At 63.8% G+C, this 16058-nt stretch carries 14 protein-coding genes; 6 read left to right on the forward strand and 8 right to left on the reverse strand.

Annotated features, from left to right (window positions below):
* Positions 1-28 precede the first annotated feature (28 nt).
* The 6 genes from ACTDXD_RS04955 to ACTDXD_RS04980 form a co-directional block, all read right to left on the reverse strand.
* A complete protein-coding gene (locus ACTDXD_RS04955) occupies positions 29-391 on the reverse strand; it encodes a hypothetical protein (protein WP_440126061.1) in 363 nt (120 codons plus the stop codon).
* Between the two features lie 90 nt (positions 392-481).
* Complete coding sequence (locus ACTDXD_RS04960; RefSeq protein ID WP_440126062.1) at positions 482-1342, reverse strand: IclR family transcriptional regulator; 861 nt, start codon at positions 1340-1342, stop codon at positions 482-484.
* Positions 1343-1523: 181 nt separating this feature from the next.
* Positions 1524-1931 (reverse strand): MarR family winged helix-turn-helix transcriptional regulator, encoded by a 408-nt coding sequence (locus tag ACTDXD_RS04965; protein ID WP_440126063.1) that lies wholly within the window; start codon positions 1929-1931, stop codon positions 1524-1526.
* Between the two features lie 190 nt (positions 1932-2121).
* Positions 2122-2613, reverse strand: coding sequence for a flavin reductase family protein (locus ACTDXD_RS04970; protein WP_440126064.1), 492 nt, complete (start codon positions 2611-2613; stop codon positions 2122-2124).
* A 72-nt stretch (positions 2614-2685) separates the two neighbouring features.
* The gene (locus ACTDXD_RS04975; RefSeq protein WP_440126065.1) at positions 2686-3489 is read right to left on the reverse strand and encodes a FadR/GntR family transcriptional regulator; all 804 of its coding nucleotides are present in this window, start codon (positions 3487-3489) and stop codon (positions 2686-2688) included.
* A 45-nt stretch (positions 3490-3534) separates the two neighbouring features.
* Positions 3535-4860 (reverse strand): acyl-CoA dehydrogenase family protein, encoded by a 1326-nt coding sequence (locus ACTDXD_RS04980; protein ID WP_440126066.1) that lies wholly within the window; start codon positions 4858-4860, stop codon positions 3535-3537.
* A 172-nt stretch (positions 4861-5032) separates the two neighbouring features.
* Here ACTDXD_RS04980 and ACTDXD_RS04985 point away from each other — a divergent pair, with 172 nt between their 5' ends.
* From ACTDXD_RS04985 to ACTDXD_RS05005, 5 genes are all read left to right on the forward strand, one after another.
* Positions 5033-6535 carry a class I adenylate-forming enzyme family protein gene (locus tag ACTDXD_RS04985; protein ID WP_440126067.1) on the forward strand — a complete coding sequence of 501 codons (1503 nt, stop codon included), beginning with the start codon at positions 5033-5035 and terminating at the stop codon, positions 6533-6535.
* 101 nt (positions 6536-6636) lie between these two features.
* On the forward strand, positions 6637-7794 hold the full coding sequence (locus tag ACTDXD_RS04990) for an ABC transporter ATP-binding protein (protein WP_440126068.1): 1158 nt from the start codon (positions 6637-6639) through the stop codon (positions 7792-7794).
* The gene (locus tag ACTDXD_RS04995) at positions 7791-9581 is read left to right on the forward strand and encodes an ABC transporter permease (protein WP_440126069.1); all 1791 of its coding nucleotides are present in this window, start codon (positions 7791-7793) and stop codon (positions 9579-9581) included. The genes ACTDXD_RS04990 and ACTDXD_RS04995 overlap by 4 nt, the downstream gene beginning before the upstream one ends.
* A gap of 32 nt (positions 9582-9613) precedes the next feature.
* Positions 9614-10657, forward strand: a complete 1044-nt coding sequence (locus tag ACTDXD_RS05000) for an ABC transporter substrate-binding protein (protein ID WP_440126070.1) — start codon at positions 9614-9616, stop codon at positions 10655-10657.
* On the forward strand, positions 10654-11631 hold the full coding sequence (locus ACTDXD_RS05005; protein WP_440126071.1) for a TIGR03619 family F420-dependent LLM class oxidoreductase: 978 nt from the start codon (positions 10654-10656) through the stop codon (positions 11629-11631). Before ACTDXD_RS05000 ends, ACTDXD_RS05005 begins: the two co-directional genes overlap by 4 nt.
* 892 nt (positions 11632-12523) lie before the next feature.
* On the opposite strand, the gene ACTDXD_RS05010 is transcribed toward ACTDXD_RS05005, so the two are convergent.
* Positions 12524-13987 (reverse strand): sugar transferase, encoded by a 1464-nt coding sequence (locus ACTDXD_RS05010; protein ID WP_440126072.1) that lies wholly within the window; start codon positions 13985-13987, stop codon positions 12524-12526.
* A 545-nt stretch (positions 13988-14532) separates the two neighbouring features.
* Between ACTDXD_RS05010 and ACTDXD_RS05015 the strand changes: the two genes are divergently transcribed.
* Positions 14533-14805 (forward strand): hypothetical protein, encoded by a 273-nt coding sequence (locus ACTDXD_RS05015; protein WP_440126073.1) that lies wholly within the window; start codon positions 14533-14535, stop codon positions 14803-14805.
* Positions 14806-15010: 205 nt separating this feature from the next.
* On the opposite strand, the gene ACTDXD_RS05020 is transcribed toward ACTDXD_RS05015, so the two are convergent.
* Positions 15011-16000 carry a bile acid:sodium symporter family protein gene (locus ACTDXD_RS05020; protein ID WP_440126074.1) on the reverse strand — a complete coding sequence of 330 codons (990 nt, stop codon included), beginning with the start codon at positions 15998-16000 and terminating at the stop codon, positions 15011-15013.
* Positions 16001-16058 lie beyond the last annotated feature (58 nt).

Below are 16058 nucleotides of genomic sequence, written 5' to 3' on the forward strand. Positions count from 1 at the left end.
GCTCACATGACGCCGGTACACATAACGCCTATGCGTAGTACAGATTCGCTATCGTGGCGTCGTCACCGAAGCGCTCTTCGAGCATGCGCAGGATCATATTCCGGCCGGCCAGAACCTCACGCCTGGCCACCTCGACCTGGTCGCGGCGATCGACAGTCCTCGACCACTTGTCCCACCACGTCTCGAGGGACGGCTCCGGGGCACGGACGGCCACAGAGAAGAACAGGTGGACGACGTTGATCTGCGCTGCAGGCCGGCTCTGCACCACGAAATCGGACTCCGGGAACAGAAACCACAACCGGTCGTCTGCGATGTCGATTCCGCAATCCTCGGGCAATTCGACGCCCCTGCGGAACGATTCGGCCAGCTGGGCATCCAGGCTGACCGACACGGAACCAGAAGGACAAACCATGATGGCGAACCTCCGAACGAGAGTGAGTGAATCGAGATGTCGGGGGCGCGAAAAGCACCCGAGGATGTGTCAGCCGGCCAGATCGGTGCGTAGCGGCTCCGCCAGCTCGCCGACGCCTCGGACTCCGCCACCGCGGCTTGCCGGGACCGCGGGAATCAAGCAGCTCGCGATGGACTCGGCCGTCTGTTTGACGACACGGGCATGCGTCTGCAACGTCGCTCGGTTGGTGCTGATCGAGCCGGTAATGGAGACCGCGCCGACCACTCCCGACGAGGAGATAATCGGGGCAGCAACACATGCCAGCCCTCTGACGGTGTCGCCGAAGTCGCTTGCAATCCCGGTACGCCGCGCGGTCTCGAGAATCGACTTCAGGCTGTGCGCACCCGGGCGGGTGTACATGGACGCCGCTTGGGCGACGATGCGCTTCCATGTCTTCTCCGGCTGCGCGGACAGGAGTGCCCTACCGATCGCGGTGTGATGGGCGGGCAATCTGCCACCGACACGGGTCGGTACGTCGCTACGGGCCGGGCCGACCTTGTCGATGTAGACGACCTCATCACCGTCCAGGATGCCCAGGTGCACGATCTGGCCACACTGCTGCTGTGCCTGGAACAGCCATGTACAGGCTTGGGTGCGCAGTCGCGCGGCATCGGCGGCAAGACCGCCGACCTCGAAGAGACGCAACCCGATTCGGTAACCGGCCGCGACTCGTTCGATCCAGCCGACATCGCGTAGCTGTTCGGCGAGCCGGTACACCGTGGAGCGAGGAAGGCCGGTCCGTGCGGTCAGGTCGTCGAGCGAGAGCGCACGGCCGTCGTCGAATGCGTCGATCACCACCGCGGCGCGCCCGAGTACCGATCGGTGCCCGCCCGAGCGACGCGGAACGGTGTCCAGCTCGAAATCTTCAGGGGTGTTTTGCAAGACAGTCATGACCACTCCTAGGTAATCATTAACATTGCTTCGATATATGCATAGAATATGCGGATTGGACTGTGGGTCAAGCCATCGATATTCGAGATGGCTTGTGCACGTGGATAAATCGTTGGACGGACGCTATCTGAAAGCAGGGCACCGGAAGAGCGGATACATTGCCGCGCGGGCGCGGCTTCTGCTACCCGTCGATCGCCTCCCGTCCACCTCCGGGCGGCGCGTCGCAGGACCACAGGACGAGTTCGCCGGCGAAACGCTGAAACAGGGTTGCGAAGTCGATGATCTCCTGCTCATCGAAGCTCGACAGACGGTCGGTGATCAAGCCCCGAAACTGCTCCTCGATCTTGCATACGGCGTTGCTACCTTCCGGCGTCACCGCCAGGATCGTCACGCGACGGTCGCCTGTCGGGACAGTGCGCTCCACCAACCCTTCCCGGACGAGGTTCTCCACCTGGCGGCTGGCATGGGACACACCGAGATTGGTGGCCGACGCCAGATCTCCCAGCCGACGCGGCCCGCGTTGGTCGAGCTCGCGGAGCATCGAGAAGGCGGGACGATCGAGCCGGACACCGGGGATTCCGGTTGCCACGGGATACACCCCTGCGGAAGCGAATGCCCTAGCAGCGCGTACCCAGGCATCGAGGACACCGGCAACTGCAGTGTCGCGATTCTCAATCTGGGTGAATGTGACGGAGGCCATACATAGAGAAGACCACACCTTGTTCTCCATAGCAATTATTGCGGGTAGAAACTTTTACCGGTTACGAATGTTCCGTCTTCTACAGCGCGAGGTGCGTACCGAACACTCTCCGGTGATAGGTCAACGGAAAGCCCTCACATGCCTCCACAGACGCCACCGCACCCAGCGCAATGAGGTGGTCTCCACCCTCGACCACCTCGACCACGTCGCAGGCGAGCCAGCTCAGGGCCCCGTCGATCCGGGGAAGCCCCGCATCGGGTCGCCACTTGACCCCCTCGAACTTCCCCACTCCACGACCGGACGCGAACCGCGACGCCGTGGAGGCCTGGGAAGCCGCCAGGATGTTGAGCCCGAACCGGCCCGCAGACCGCATTGCGGTGAGAAGCGCGGAGCGCTTGTCGAGTGAGACCAGGACCATCGGCGGATCCATGGACAGCGAGGAGAACGCACTCACGGTCGCCCCGTAGTGTTCACCCTCCCAGGTCGTGGTCACCACGGATACAGGTGTCGCGACCGAGGCCATCGCCTCACGGAAGTCCTGCTGGATGTCCTTTTCTAGTGGTGCAGTCATAGCTGTGCCTTCCTTCTCGTCTTCTCGACGTGCTGCGGAAGCGCATGCCCTCCTACCGCGACACCGATGCGGCTAGCGCCATTCGATGACCCGGTCGAGGAGTTCGGGGACCCGCGCTTCGCAGTAGTCGTTGATGTCCTGTTGATGTTCGAGAGACAGCCGATGGGCGTCCTCGGGACGCCCCTCGACGATTGCGTCCGTGATCTGGCGATGCGCGTCGAAGAAGTCGTCGTGTTTGGGCGCGAGATCGATCGCTGCAAGCACCTGCTCACGGAAGATCGCCGACATCGCGCTCGCCGACGTGCTGAGCACGAGGTTCCCGCTCAGTGCGTAGACCGTCTCGTGGAACTGCGGAGTCGCACGCCAGATCCCGCGCGGTTGCACCGCGTCGTCGACCGGTTCGGCACCACCGAACGTGGCCGTCAGGGCACTGCGCGCCTGTTCGGGATCGGAACGCCGCGCCGCGAGATCGGCCAGCCACGGTTCGAGCGCAACCTTCGACTCGGCCAGCTCTCGATAGGTGGCGCCGGCGAGCCGGTAGTAGAGCGCCGACGTGCGCCCCAGATCGGAGGCATCCACCGCCGCCATGACCGGGCCACCACCTCGCCCCTGCTTGACCACGACGAGCCCCTGGGCTTCCAGTATTCGCAATGCCTCACGCAGCGTCGTTCGGGCCACCCCGTATTTCGCCATCATCGTGACCTCGGAGGGCAGCACATCCCCCGGCTCGACTCCGTCCTCGAGCATCTCCTCGACGATCTCCCGCGAGAGCACCTCGGCAAGCTTGAGCGGACGCATCCTCCGCGGCAGCGGATTCAGTAGCGTCCGGTTGCCGCGCCGTACGCGTTCGCCTTCGACTCCGGTGGGGTGTTTCATGTGCGCGACTCCTCGCATCGATTCCTCGTCCCACCCATCAACGTCTCATGCGTTGAGCGCAACCTGGTCCAGGAGGTCGGCAAACTTCTCCTCGGCGTCGACCCGCCGGGTGGGTACGTGCTCGGTAGGAACCTCACGCGGCTCGTACTCCCGCATGAGCAGGCGGGCGACGGTGACCTTGTGTACCTCGTCCGGGCCGTCGTAGAGACGCGCGGCACGAGCACGCCGGTACATGTACTCGAGCGGGAGATCCGACGAATAGCCCAGCGCACCGTGGATCTGGATCGCGCGATCGAGGACGTCGTACAGGACACGGCCGCCCCAGAACTTGATCAAGCCGATATCCAGTCGGGCGTCGCTGTACGGTCGCCCCTCGTCGTGGAGGCGATCCATCCGCCACGCCGCCCGCAACGTGAGCAGACGCGCGGCCTGCATCGCCGCGTACGACTCGGCGACCCAGTCCTGGATCATCTGTTTGTCGCGCAGGAGTGAGCCGTGCGCAGTTCTGCTCACTGCACGCTCGCAGAGCATGTCGAACGCGCGCTGACTCTGACCCACCCACCGCATCGCGTGGTGAATCCGGCCGGGGCCGAGGCGACCCTGCGCGAGCGCGAATCCGCCGCCGCGCTCGCCGATCAGATTCGATTCGGGCACACGAACATTGCGGTAGATTACCTCGGCGTGGCCGCCGTAATCGTCGTCGCGGACGTCCGGCTCCGCCATCGTCGGAATGTTGCGGACGACCTCGAGACCGGGTGTATCCGAGTCCACCAGGATCATCGAGAAAGCCTTGTGCGGGCGGACATCGTCGCCGAATTCGGTTCGGACCATGACGATGTGGAAATCGGCCAGCGCCGCATTGGTGATGAACCACTTGTGTCCGTCGACCACCCATTCATCGCCGTCGAGACGAGCCGTGGCGGACATCAGTTTCGGATCTGCACCAGCACCGGGTTCGGTCATCGAATAGCTCGAGGTGAGCTCACCCGCGAGAAGCGGTTCGAGGTAATCCTTACGCTGGCGTTCGGTTGCGCCCAACGCCAGTAGTTCCGTGTTGCCGGAGTCCGGGGCATTGTTGCCGAAGATGTAGGGCGCCAGGTGTGAGCGTCCGAGGATCTCGTGCATGAGACCGAGCTTGACCTGACCGTAGCCGGCCCCTCCCAGAGACGGGGGAAGATGAGCGGCCCACAGCCCCTGATCCTTGACCTGCTGTTTGAGAGGTTGCACGAGGCGCAGATAGCCGGCCCGCCCATCGCGGCCCCGGAAGCGCTCACCGAGCGTCTCGAGCGGGAGGATCTCCCGTTCGACGAACTCTCGCATCCAGACGAGTTTCTGTTCGAAATCAGGGTCGGTGGAGAAATCCCAGGCCATCGCACTGTCCTCATCGATACGGGTGGCTCACGCGCCACGAGGAAAAGTCATGCCGCCCCATCTACGGCTGAGCCAAACGTACACAAAACCTCTAAACATGTCTATGTTTAGATAGAACTGTTCGACAAACTTTCCTTTTCATGGCCCAACCCCGACATCTCCGGAGGCCCACATGAATCTGACGACAATCCTGGACATGGCACTCGCCGCCCACCCCGACCGTGCGGCCGTCGGCCCCCTGCGCTACAGCACCACCTACCTCGAACTGAACGACCACGCCGCTCGCGGCGGCCGGGTCCTCACCGACCTCGGCGCCCATACAGTCGTGTTCATCGGCACCAACGGGCCGGCCCTGCCGACACTGGCCTTCTCCTCCGCGTGGGCGGGAATCCCCCTCGCACCGTTGAACTACCGGCTACCCGACGACCAACTCCTCGCGCTCGTCCAGCGCCTCGACCGACCGGTCGTCGTAGTCGACGACAGCTACCTGCCCGTGTTCACAGGTACCGACATCACCACGTTGTCCACCGGCGAGTTCACTTCCCGCCTCACGACCGTCGAACCATTGAGCACCCCCGCGGAAGTCGAGGAGGATGCGGTCGCCGTCATTCTGTTCACCAGCGGCACCACCTCGGCCCCGAAAGGCGTGCTGCTTACCCACTCCAACCTGGCCTCCTACGTACTGCAGACCGTCGACCTGAGCAGCGCCGACGAAACAGATGCCGCACTGATCAGCACCCCGCCGTACCACATCGCCGGTATGGGCACGATTCTCACGAACGTCTACGCCGGACGTCGCATGGTCCACCTCGACGATTTCTCCCCCCGGGCATGGCTCGAACAGGTCCGCACCGAGCGGATCAGCAGCGCGATGGTGGTTCCCACCATGCTCACCAGGATCGTCGACCACCTCGACGGCAAACTCGCCCGCACCCCCGAACTACGTTCTCTCGCATATGGTGGCGCCCGCATGCCGTTGCCGGTCCTCGAACGCGCCCTGGTCGCCTTCCCCGACACCGGCTTCGTCAACGCATACGGATTGACGGAAACCAGTTCGACGATCTCACTCCTCGGCCCCGACGATCACCGTGCAGCACTGGCCTCGGACGACCCCGACCTCCACGCACGGCTCACCTCCGTGGGACGTCCCGTTCCCGGCATCCAAGTCGCGCTCCGCAACGAGGACGGCACTCCCGCCGCACCCGGACATACGGGCCTGCTCTGGGTCCGCGGGGCACAAGTGTCCGGGCAGTACCTGGAACAGGGATCGGTGCTCGACAGCGACGGATGGTTCCCCACCAACGACCGAGCCCGCCTCGACAGCGACGGCTACCTGTTCATCGAAGGACGCGCCGACGACACGATCATCCGCGGCGGAGAGAACATCGCGCCCGCAGAGGTCGAGGACGCCGTCCTCACCCATCCGCATGTCGCCGATGTCGCCGTGGTCGGTCTCCCCGACGACGAATGGGGCGAACGCATCGTCGCAGCGGTGATACCGGTAACCGGTAGTGCTCCGACCTCCGACGACATCCGGTCCTGGACACGAGCCCAAGTACGCGGGTCCCGCACCCCCGACGACGTCGTGTTCGTCGACGACCTCCCCCGCACCCCCACCGGCAAGGTCATCCGCAGGCATCTGATCGCGGACCTGACTGCGACCTCGCTCGGCTGATCGGATCCCACTGGTCGGCACAACACCATATCGACCCAGGTCAACCCTCAAATATGTTGCCTCTCATCACATCAGGCGACCCGAATCGAGGTGCCCCGACCATGGACACAGCAATGTCCGCCGGGCCGGCGGTGGTCGAGATCAGCAATCTCAGCAAAAGCTTCCAACGCCGGGACGGCGCCACGATCACTCCCGTCGACAACATCTCCCTCGAAGTCCACGCCGGCGAGTTCGTGGTGCTGCTCGGCCCCAGCGGCTGTGGCAAGACCACCCTCCTGCGGTGTGTCGCCGGACTGGAACAACCCGATCGCGGCCGGATCGACATCGGCGGCAGCACCGTCTTCTCCTCCGATCGTGGCGTACTGACCCCACCCGAACGACGCTCCGTCAGCGTCGTCTTCCAGAGCTACGCACTCTGGCCGCACATGACCGTGTTCAAGAACGTCGCGTATCCCCTGCGCCGCCGTCGCCTGAACGCCGCGACCGTCACCGCCCAGGTGTCGCACGTGCTCGACCTGGTCGGGGTGGGGCATCTGGCCCAGCAGTATCCGGGGCAACTCAGCGGAGGACAACAGCAGCGGGTCGCGCTCGCACGTGCCCTCGTCGCGGGCAACGATCTGGTTCTCTTCGACGAACCCCTCTCCAACGTCGATGCCAAGGTCCGAGACCAACTCCGCGGCGACCTCCTCGAGATGCAACAAGAACTTCGATTCGCGGCTCTCTACGTGACCCACGACCAAACCGAAGCCATGGAACTCGGGCACCGGATCGCCACCCTCCGCGACGGAGTCGTCGAGCAACTCGCCTCCCCTCGGGAGATCTACCTGCAACCGGCCAACCGCTACGTCGCGAACTTTGTCGGACGCACCAACGAGTTCGACGGACCCGTAACCCGCATCGACGGCGACACAATCGAATTCAAATCGGCACTCGGACCGATGCTCGGCGTGTCGACACGCACATTCGAGACCGGCAGCCATGTGCTCGGAGTTGTTCGACCCGAATCGATCCGAATCTCCGACGAACAACCCGCCGCGGGACAGAACCGGCATTCCGGCACCGTCAGCAGCGTCGTCTTCGGCGGCGCCCAAGTACGGATCCACATCGAATTGGACGGAGACACGGTCGAGGTGTGGCGTCCCAGCGACACCCCGACACCTGACCTCGGTGCCACCGTATGGGTCGGTTTCGATCCGGCCAACTGCTGGCTCATGGATGGCTCCGAATTCGCCCCCGTCACCGGACAGGACGGCCGATGAGCACCGCGCCGCCGCTCACCGACCGAACCCCGCCGACGCCCCCAGCCGACAGCTCTCCTACCCCCGGAAGACCACCGCGGCATGTGCGCTGGTCTCGGCAACTACGTTACCGACCACTGCACGCACTCACCGCCCTCGTCACCCTCGTCCTCTGCTCGCTCCTGCTCTATCCGCTGACCATCATGGTCTGGCGCACGTTCATGCTCGACGGCGACGTGATCGGACTCAGCGACCTCGAACGCGTCTTCACCGATCCCCGTACCCGCTCGGCGATCACCAACACGACCATCATCCTGGCCGTGGCAGGACCCCTGGCTCTCGCCATCGGAGGCATGCTCGCATGGCTGAACGAACGGACCGATGCCCGATTCGGACTCATCGGCGAATTGCTCCCCATCGCCTCATTACTCGTGCCCCCGATCGCCGGTTCGATCGCCTGGACCTTCCTGCTCTCACCCAACAGCGGCTTCGCCAACTTCCTCATCCGCGACGGACTCGGCGTCGTCGGAATCCACATGGACAGCGGCCCGTTCGACATCTTCAGTTGGTACGGAGTGATTCTCGCGTACACAGCCTACATGGTTCCGTACGCGTATCTGCCCCTGGCCGCGTCGCTGCGATCTCTCGACCCCGCACTCGAGGAAGCAGCACGAATATCGGGTTCCTCCCCGCTGCGCACCTTCGTCACCGTGACGCTGCCCGCCATCAAACCCGCTGCGTTGTCGGCAGTTTTCCTCGTCACGGTGGTCTGCCTCGGCATCTATTCGGTCCCGAGCATCCTCGGGACCCGATCCGGGATCGACGTGGTATCCACCCGCATCGTGCAGGCGATGAAATTCGCCTACCCGCCGGACACCCGCAGTGCCCTGCTGCTCGGGCTGGTCATGCTGATGGTGATCGGCGTGGTGTGGATACTCCAGGCGCGCAGTGTCCGCAGCGGACACTACGCCCGCATCTCCTCTCGAGGACACTCGAACGCAGTCGTCACATTGGGACGCTGGCGAACCGTCGCGCGCCTCGGCATGCTCGGCTACCTGTTGATCATGTCGCTGGTACCACTCACCGCGATCCTCTTCGTCTCGGTCCAGAAATACTGGACCCCGGATGTGAAATGGGACGAACTCGGGCTGCAAAACTACCGGGCGCTTCTCTCGAGCAGCGGTCCGGCCGGCAAAGCACTGGCCAACAGTCTGTGGCTCGGCACGGTCGGCAGCATCATCGGCGTCCTCGCCGCCGTGTTCGCCGCGCTCTACCTGCACAGCAGCCGATCATGGATCGCCCGGACCGCCGACGGCGTACTCAAGCTGCCCGGCAACATGTCGCACATCGTGCTGGCCGTCGCCTTCGTCCTCGCGTTCGCCGGTGATCCGTTCCGGCTCGGCAACACCCGCTGGCTGCTGCTGATCGCGTTCATCGCCGTCTACCTCTACCAGGCGGTACTGCAGTCGTCCGACGCGCTGTCCCGCGTAGGCAACGACCTCACTGATGCGTCGTTCACCTCCGGCCACAGCGAAGGCCGCACGCTGCGCTGGGTGACACTCCCGCTGATGGCACCCGGTCTGGTCTCCGCCGGAATTCTGTTCTTCGTCCATATCCTCGGAGATGTCAACGCTGCCGCGATCCTGGCCGGCTCACGGAACCCGGTTGTCGGATCCACCCTCGTCGACCTCTACGAAGGCGGCGACCACGCACAACTCGCCGCGCTCGCCGGCATCCTCAGCCTGATCTCGGTCGTATTCGTACTCGCCGCACTCTCGCTAGTCCGATTCGTGAGTCGACGCCGATAGGCATCGACCAGCCCACCCCCAGAGAGGTACACATGATGTCGTCACCGACCCGACTCCGACTCCGCTTCGCCGGCGCGCTCAGCACCATCACCCTTCTGCTCGCCGCGTGCGGCGACAGCGGCGTCGACAGCCCCACCGAAGCGATGGACACGTACGACGCGGTCGTCGACGCTGCACAAGAGGAAGGCAGCGTCGTCATCTACAGCGCGTACAACGCCGAACTCACCCAAAGCCTCGCCGACGCATTCGAAGACGAATACTCCATCACCGTCGAGGTGGTCCGGCAGGCCAGCGCCGACCTCAACGCCCGCTTCGCCGCCGAATCCGAAGCCGGATCATCAGGAGCCGACGTCCTCTGGCAACCCGACCCGGTCTTCGTCGAATCCGCGGCGGACAACCAGTGGCTCGCATCGTTGGACCCCGCACAGATCCCCAACCTCGACCGGGTCGACACTGCCGACCAGACCGAGAATTCCGTGCCGATTCTCGAACAACCCTGGGGCATCGCCTACAACACCGACCTCATCACCGGCACGCCCCCGGCGACGTGGGAAGACCTCGCCACCGGCAACCCCATCGAACGCGGACTGCTCGTCGCGGCACCACAGAACAGCGTCGCCACCGCCGGCGTCTACAACTTCTGGCTCAACACCTTCGGTGAGGACTACTTCACCGATCTCCAGACAATCCAGAACTACGCCGTGGGAGACTCCGTCAGCAACGCCATCCAGCAGGTCGCGGCCGGTGAAGTCGGCGCGTTCGTACCCGCCCCGCTCAGCACCGTATCCACGGTGAAACAAGCCGGCGCTCCCGTCGAAGTCGTCGTACCCGACAACACCACAGGTTTCGCGATGCTCGCATCGATCAGCAACACCGCCCCCAACCCGAACGCGGCGCGACTGTTCGTCGACTTCCTCCTCTCCGATGCGGGACAGGCGATCGCCGTCAGTGATCTCGCGGTCCCCGTCATCGACTCTGTGACCTCCGGTGTCTCACGCCCCACCGAGTACGTGCCCACCGACAACGTGGAGACCGTCGTCCGCTTGGACGAGATCAGCGGACTGGTCACGCCGTGACCGCAACCGCGATCACCTTCGGGGTCAAGCTCCCCAACCTCAGCCCCCTCGCCTCGAGGAAATCGATCCTGACCACAGGGATGCTGGCCGAATGGCTCGGATTCACCGCGGTGTGGACAAGCGATCACGTGGTTTTCACCCCGACCACCGAGCACGACCATCCCGACCGCCGCTTCCCCGTCGCATTCGACACCCCGGCCGTCGACCCACTCGTTGCGCTATCGGTCGTAGCGGGGGCCACCGAACGAATCGAACTCGGCACCTCCGTCCTGGTACTCGCCAACCGCAATCCGGTGATCGTCGCCAAAGCATGGGCCTCCCTCGACCTGCTCGCACCCGGCCGAGTACTCGCCGGCATCGGAACCGGCTGGCAGGAGAACGAATTCCGCGCGCTCGGCGCCGGCAACCGGTACCGTCGTCGCGGTTCGGCCACCGCCGAGTTCATCGACATCCTGCGAACCTGCTGGAGCGATCCGTCCCGCGGCTTCCCCGGCGAGTTCTATTCGTTCGGACCGCTCTACTTCGAGCCACGCCCCGCCACCGCAATTCCGATCCTGCTTGCAGGCAACAGCGCGCGAGGCCTGCACCGTGTCGCAACCCACGGGGACGGCTTCCACGGCACAAACCTGAACCCCGCTGCCGCGGGAGTAGCGATCGCACAGATCGAGAAGTACGCTGCGACCTGTGGACGCGCGACGGTACCGCGCCGCTACACCACCCTGTGCGAGCTCGACCTGCGAGACCGACCGATCCGACCGGAGCAGGACCATGACGGAATCCACCTCGTCGGCACACCAGAACAGGTCGCCGAACGGATCCGCGCATTCACCGGTTCGGGAATCACTCACATAGCACTGCGAGTGCGTGCACTTTCGGGAAGCACCCGCAAGGAAATCTCGCCCAAGGTATGTCTGAGCGCCGGATTGGATCAGCTCGAGCGGTTCAGCGCCGAGGTCATGCCGCTGGTCGAATGAGTACACAGCCTCGGTCTGCGTTGATTTTCGACCTTCCTGACGACCCCGGCTGGTTATTTCGCGATACGGTCAGCGCGACTGGCAGATGCTGGGCGCGGGTACGCCCGCTCCCAGAGCCCGTCGGCTTTCGCCCTGCCCGCCTCGGCACGCCCCCGTACATGCATCCTTCCTGACGCAATCAGAGCATCGACAATTCCGACGTTCCTTCGCGACCAGATGGAACGGGCGCGCCGTGAGTGAAGAGCTGCTGGAAAGGGAGGGCGTCGATTGAATTGCGTCGCCCATCCGATCCAGCCGTTACAGCGTGCCTCCTCCAACGCTTCGGCGTACGACAGCGACGTCGGGACCGTTGTACCCTTCTTCGCCAAGACGAGGCGCACCCCGTCGGACGAGTATTCATGGTCGTCCAGCCACGCGCGCCAAGCAGCCGCGTCAGCGACAACCAACTGTGGCGGCGGTTCCCTGTGATTCATGGCGCGCACCGTCCCACTCATTGTGGTCAGCTCTTGACCTCTTTCTCGGCAATCATGTCGGTATTTTCCATCGACACCCAATCGAATCGTTGTGCAAGCAAAAACCCAGCCGAGCCAACGAGCTCGGCGTTTACGTTCAGTATGGTTCCAGCATCGAGGTACTCGACCAGGGATCACTACTGCGGCGCTCAAGCAGGGTCGACCAGCGACCGATCTCCCGGTACATGCGCGCCTGGGCCTTGCTGTGTGCTCCATAAACGCAGGCCGCTGAGGGTGCCGTTCGATTTGGACACCTCGCTTGCGCTCTCATTCCCTGCTGAAGCTTGCCCATGCTGCGGAGGATACGTCAGACACGCCGTCCTGACCGTGGCACCGGCCATGGAACCCGCCCGTAGCGACAGGGGCTCGCGTCGTCTTCGTCAGTAAGCGCCCTCGCGCGCGAGCACGGCCTTCACGGTCTTCCCGATGATCAGCACATCGGTCGCCATCGACCAGTTCTCCACGTACGACAGATCCAGCCGCACCGACTCGTCCCACGACAGATCCGACCGACCCGACACCTGCCACAAGCCCGTCACACCGGGACGAACCAGCAGACGACGCTTGACCCGCCCGTAGTAGTTCTCCACTTCGCGCCGCAACGGCGGACGTGGACCCACCACGCTCATCTCACCGCGCAACACGTTGATGAACTGCGGCAGTTCATCGATGCTGAACCCTCGAAGCACCCGGCCCACGCGCGTGACCCGCGGATCCTGTCGCATCTTGAACAATGGTCCGGCGCCTTCGTTCTCGGCCAGCAACGCCTCGACCATCCTGTCGGCTTCGGTCACCATCGACCGGAACTTGATCATCCCGAACGGCTCGCCGTCGAGACCGATCCGCTCAGCCCGATAGAACACCGGCCCCTTGCTGTCCAACTTGATCAACAGCGCCACCACCGCGAACACCGGCGCTAAGAGCAACAGCGCCGCCAGCGAGAACGTCAGATCGAAGATCCGCTTCCCGGAACGCTTTGCACCGTGATAGCTGGGCTTCTCGACATGGATCAGCGGAAGGCCCGCGACCGGCCGCATTTCCAACCTCGGTCCGGCCACGTCGACCACGCCCGTCGCCACCACGAGATCAGCGTCGAGCGGCTCGAGCTGCCACACCAGATCCTTGATTCCCTCGGGGCCGAGTGTCTCCGTCGCCGTCACTGCCACGGTGTCGGCATTCGACAACTCCAACGCTTCGGCCACCGAATGCTCATCGCCGAAAATCGGCACCTCCCGGCCATCGACATCGATCGTCTCGCCGAACGATCCCGAGTACGCGGGCACACACACTCCGACCACGCGGTAGCCGTCCGTGAGCTTGCCCTCGAATGTCCGGCCCAAGTGCCGCACCGCCCGTGCACCACCGACCACCAGTACAGATGTGGCATACTCCCCGCGGCTACGCTTACGCGCCACTACTTTTCGCCACATCCAGCGACTGACGAGCAGCGCCGCAAGACCGGCAGGCAATGCGATCGCGAGATACCCCCGCGCCAGCTCGAGACCGAACACCAGCGCGACGATCGCGATGAAACCGAAGAACCACAGCGTCGCCGACACGACGCGCTGATACTCGTCGTATCCCGCACCGATCACCCGCCGAGAACGAGTACGAAACGCTTTCAGAGCGGCCAACCATGCAACAGCGAACCCGACCGAAATCACGGAGTAGTTCAGCGTGCTGATCGGCTCCACCCTCAGCACGTTCTCGTGGCCGAACCGCACCGCATGTGCCAGCAATACCGCCAGCACGACGACGACACTGTCGGTCCAGAACAAGCCCCGCGCGTACGCCGACTGCCACTGCCAACGGTTCGCCGCGGCGTGCCGGCGATTCGGCAACATGCGCACCGCCGATGCTCCGCAACCATCGGCTCCCCGTTCTTGGATCACGACCACTTTCTCACCATTCTCGCGCCGGCCTCCTCGGAGACCAGCTCAGTCCTCCCCAGACATGCCCGCAGCCTTGGAGCGCAACAAACCAGTACCCACATGCCCCTCGCATGTGCGCAGTGGTGAAGCAGTGCGGTCTCCAAGGCTCACGGTTGTTCTGCGACGATTCCCGCCATTCGGATATCGCCACCCACCACATCTCACAAATGTCCTCCATCGTTACCGACGGAACGTAACCAGCGCGGATTTGCTCGCATTGGTCACTCCGAGGATGGGGCCATCGGTCCCGAACCGAATTTATCGCCCGCCCTCGTCACGCTTCACGTGGACCGAAACATAGAGTCATCGCGCATGTTTCGCGGCCCCTCCGGCTCTCGCGAGCGCGGCACCCATCTCTGCCCAGCTCGTCACCCGTATAAACCTGTTACTAAAAGATTCATCTAATAGAAGGACAAGGAATCGGTAACAACGCCCAAATCAGGCTCGATCATGTGGGCATGGTCCTCCGTTCTCGAGCTCCCAGTCAGCGGCGACGCCGACGCAACATCGCATTCTGGTCGTTCCTTGTAGCGGCCGCCGTCGCCGCGGCACTGATGTATTCGGCGATCGAGGGTCGCGAGCCACCTGTCGCGGGCACGGCGCCGGCATACGAACCGATCAAGCCGACGATTCCAGCGCTACTGCCCCCGCTGCACCCGCTTCCACTCGACGAGAGTCCCGGGCCTGCTGTGGTGCCCGCGAAACGCTCTTCCACCATTTCTACTGAGTAGCGCCCGACAGTCGGCGCGGTCCTCAGCACAGCGCGGTGCCGTCGATCCCGACTGCGCCCAAACAGGGGGCGATCGTTACGGGGCACTCCTTCCCGCGCGCTTCCAGCTTTCCGCCCAACGCGTCTATGACTTCTCGTCAACTTCACTGCGGACTCGAGCCTCGGACACACCGAGGCAACCATCCGCACTGCCCAAATGTGCGTCACTACACCTCGACCGGAATTCTGTTCTGGCGCTTCGCCAACCGCGCAGCAATCGAAGCGCATACGAGAAGCTGGAGTTGATGGAACAGCATGAGCGGAAGAACGATCAGCCCGATCGACTGGCCGGCGAACAAGACCGTTGCCATCGGCAGGCCGGTCGCCAGCGACTTGGTCGAACCGCAGAACAGAATCGTCACCCGATCCTCGAAGTCGAATCCGAGGCGTGGCGCCGTGTACCAGGTGAGAGCCAGAACGATGGCGAGGAGCACGACACACACTGCGACGAGCGCGAGCAATCGCGGTATCGAAATGCTCGACCAGATCCCCTCGTTCATGCCGCGACTGAAAGCGACGTACACCACGAGCATGATCGAACCTCGGTCCACCATCTTGAGAGGCCCGCCGTGCTCCTTGACCCACCCGCCGATCCAGCGGCGCAGCAGCTGCCCGGCAATGAACGGAACAAGCAGCATGACCACGATGTCGATCACGGCCGCCGCGCTCATATGCACACCCTGCGAGGTCATCAATACCGCGACGAGGAGCGGCGTGAGAAAGATTCCGAGCAGACTCGACGCCGAAGAGCTCACGATTGCGCCGGGGATGTTTCCGCGAGCCACGGACACCAGAGCGATCGACGACTGCACCGTTGACGGCAGGACACAGAGATACAGAAGTCCGAGGTAGAGCGGGTCGTTGAGGAACCAGGGCACGAGCACCTTCGCGGCGATACCCAGCAACGGGAAGACGATGAACGTGGTGACGAGGATGGTCGCGTGCAGACGCCAATGCTTGAGACCGTCCAACGCCTCGCTTGTCGACAGTTTCGCGCCGTAGAGAAAGAACAACAGTCCGATCGCGATCTTCGACGCCCATCCGAACCCGGTCAGGACGGCGCCGTCTGCGGGCAGGAGCGCGGCAATGCCGACAGTCACGAGAATGCCGATCAGAAAGGGGTCCAGTCGATTCAGCAGGGGGATCTTGGTGAGCATGGTTCGACATTAAGCGAGCCATGCTCATTCAAGAAGACGATCGCCGTGGTTACTGCTA

This window comes from Rhodococcus sp. SJ-3 (assembly GCF_051918125.1).
Classification (GTDB): Bacteria; Actinomycetota; Actinomycetes; order Mycobacteriales; family Mycobacteriaceae; genus Rhodococcus.

Excerpts from the sequence above, each read along its gene's own strand:
- ACTDXD_RS05020 (WP_440126074.1), bottom strand. The coding sequence starts at position 16,000 with ATGCTCACCAAGATCCCCCTGCTGAATCGACTGGACCCCTTTCTGATC.
- ACTDXD_RS04980 (WP_440126066.1), bottom strand. The coding sequence starts at position 4,860 with ATGGCCTGGGATTTCTCCACCGACCCTGATTTCGAACAGAAACTCGTC.
- ACTDXD_RS04960 (WP_440126062.1), bottom strand. The coding sequence starts at position 1,342 with ATGACTGTCTTGCAAAACACCCCTGAAGATTTCGAGCTGGACACCGTT.
- ACTDXD_RS04970 (WP_440126064.1), bottom strand. The coding sequence starts at position 2,613 with ATGACTGCACCACTAGAAAAGGACATCCAGCAGGACTTCCGTGAGGCG.
- ACTDXD_RS05010 (WP_440126072.1), bottom strand. The coding sequence starts at position 13,987 with ATGTTGCCGAATCGCCGGCACGCCGCGGCGAACCGTTGGCAGTGGCAG.
- ACTDXD_RS04975 (WP_440126065.1), bottom strand. The coding sequence starts at position 3,489 with ATGAAACACCCCACCGGAGTCGAAGGCGAACGCGTACGGCGCGGCAAC.
- ACTDXD_RS04995 (WP_440126069.1), top strand. The coding sequence starts at position 7,791 with ATGAGCACCGCGCCGCCGCTCACCGACCGAACCCCGCCGACGCCCCCA.
- ACTDXD_RS05000 (WP_440126070.1), top strand. The coding sequence starts at position 9,614 with ATGATGTCGTCACCGACCCGACTCCGACTCCGCTTCGCCGGCGCGCTC.
- ACTDXD_RS04985 (WP_440126067.1), top strand. The coding sequence starts at position 5,033 with ATGAATCTGACGACAATCCTGGACATGGCACTCGCCGCCCACCCCGAC.
- ACTDXD_RS04990 (WP_440126068.1), top strand. The coding sequence starts at position 6,637 with ATGGACACAGCAATGTCCGCCGGGCCGGCGGTGGTCGAGATCAGCAAT.
- ACTDXD_RS05015 (WP_440126073.1), top strand. The coding sequence starts at position 14,533 with ATGGTCCTCCGTTCTCGAGCTCCCAGTCAGCGGCGACGCCGACGCAAC.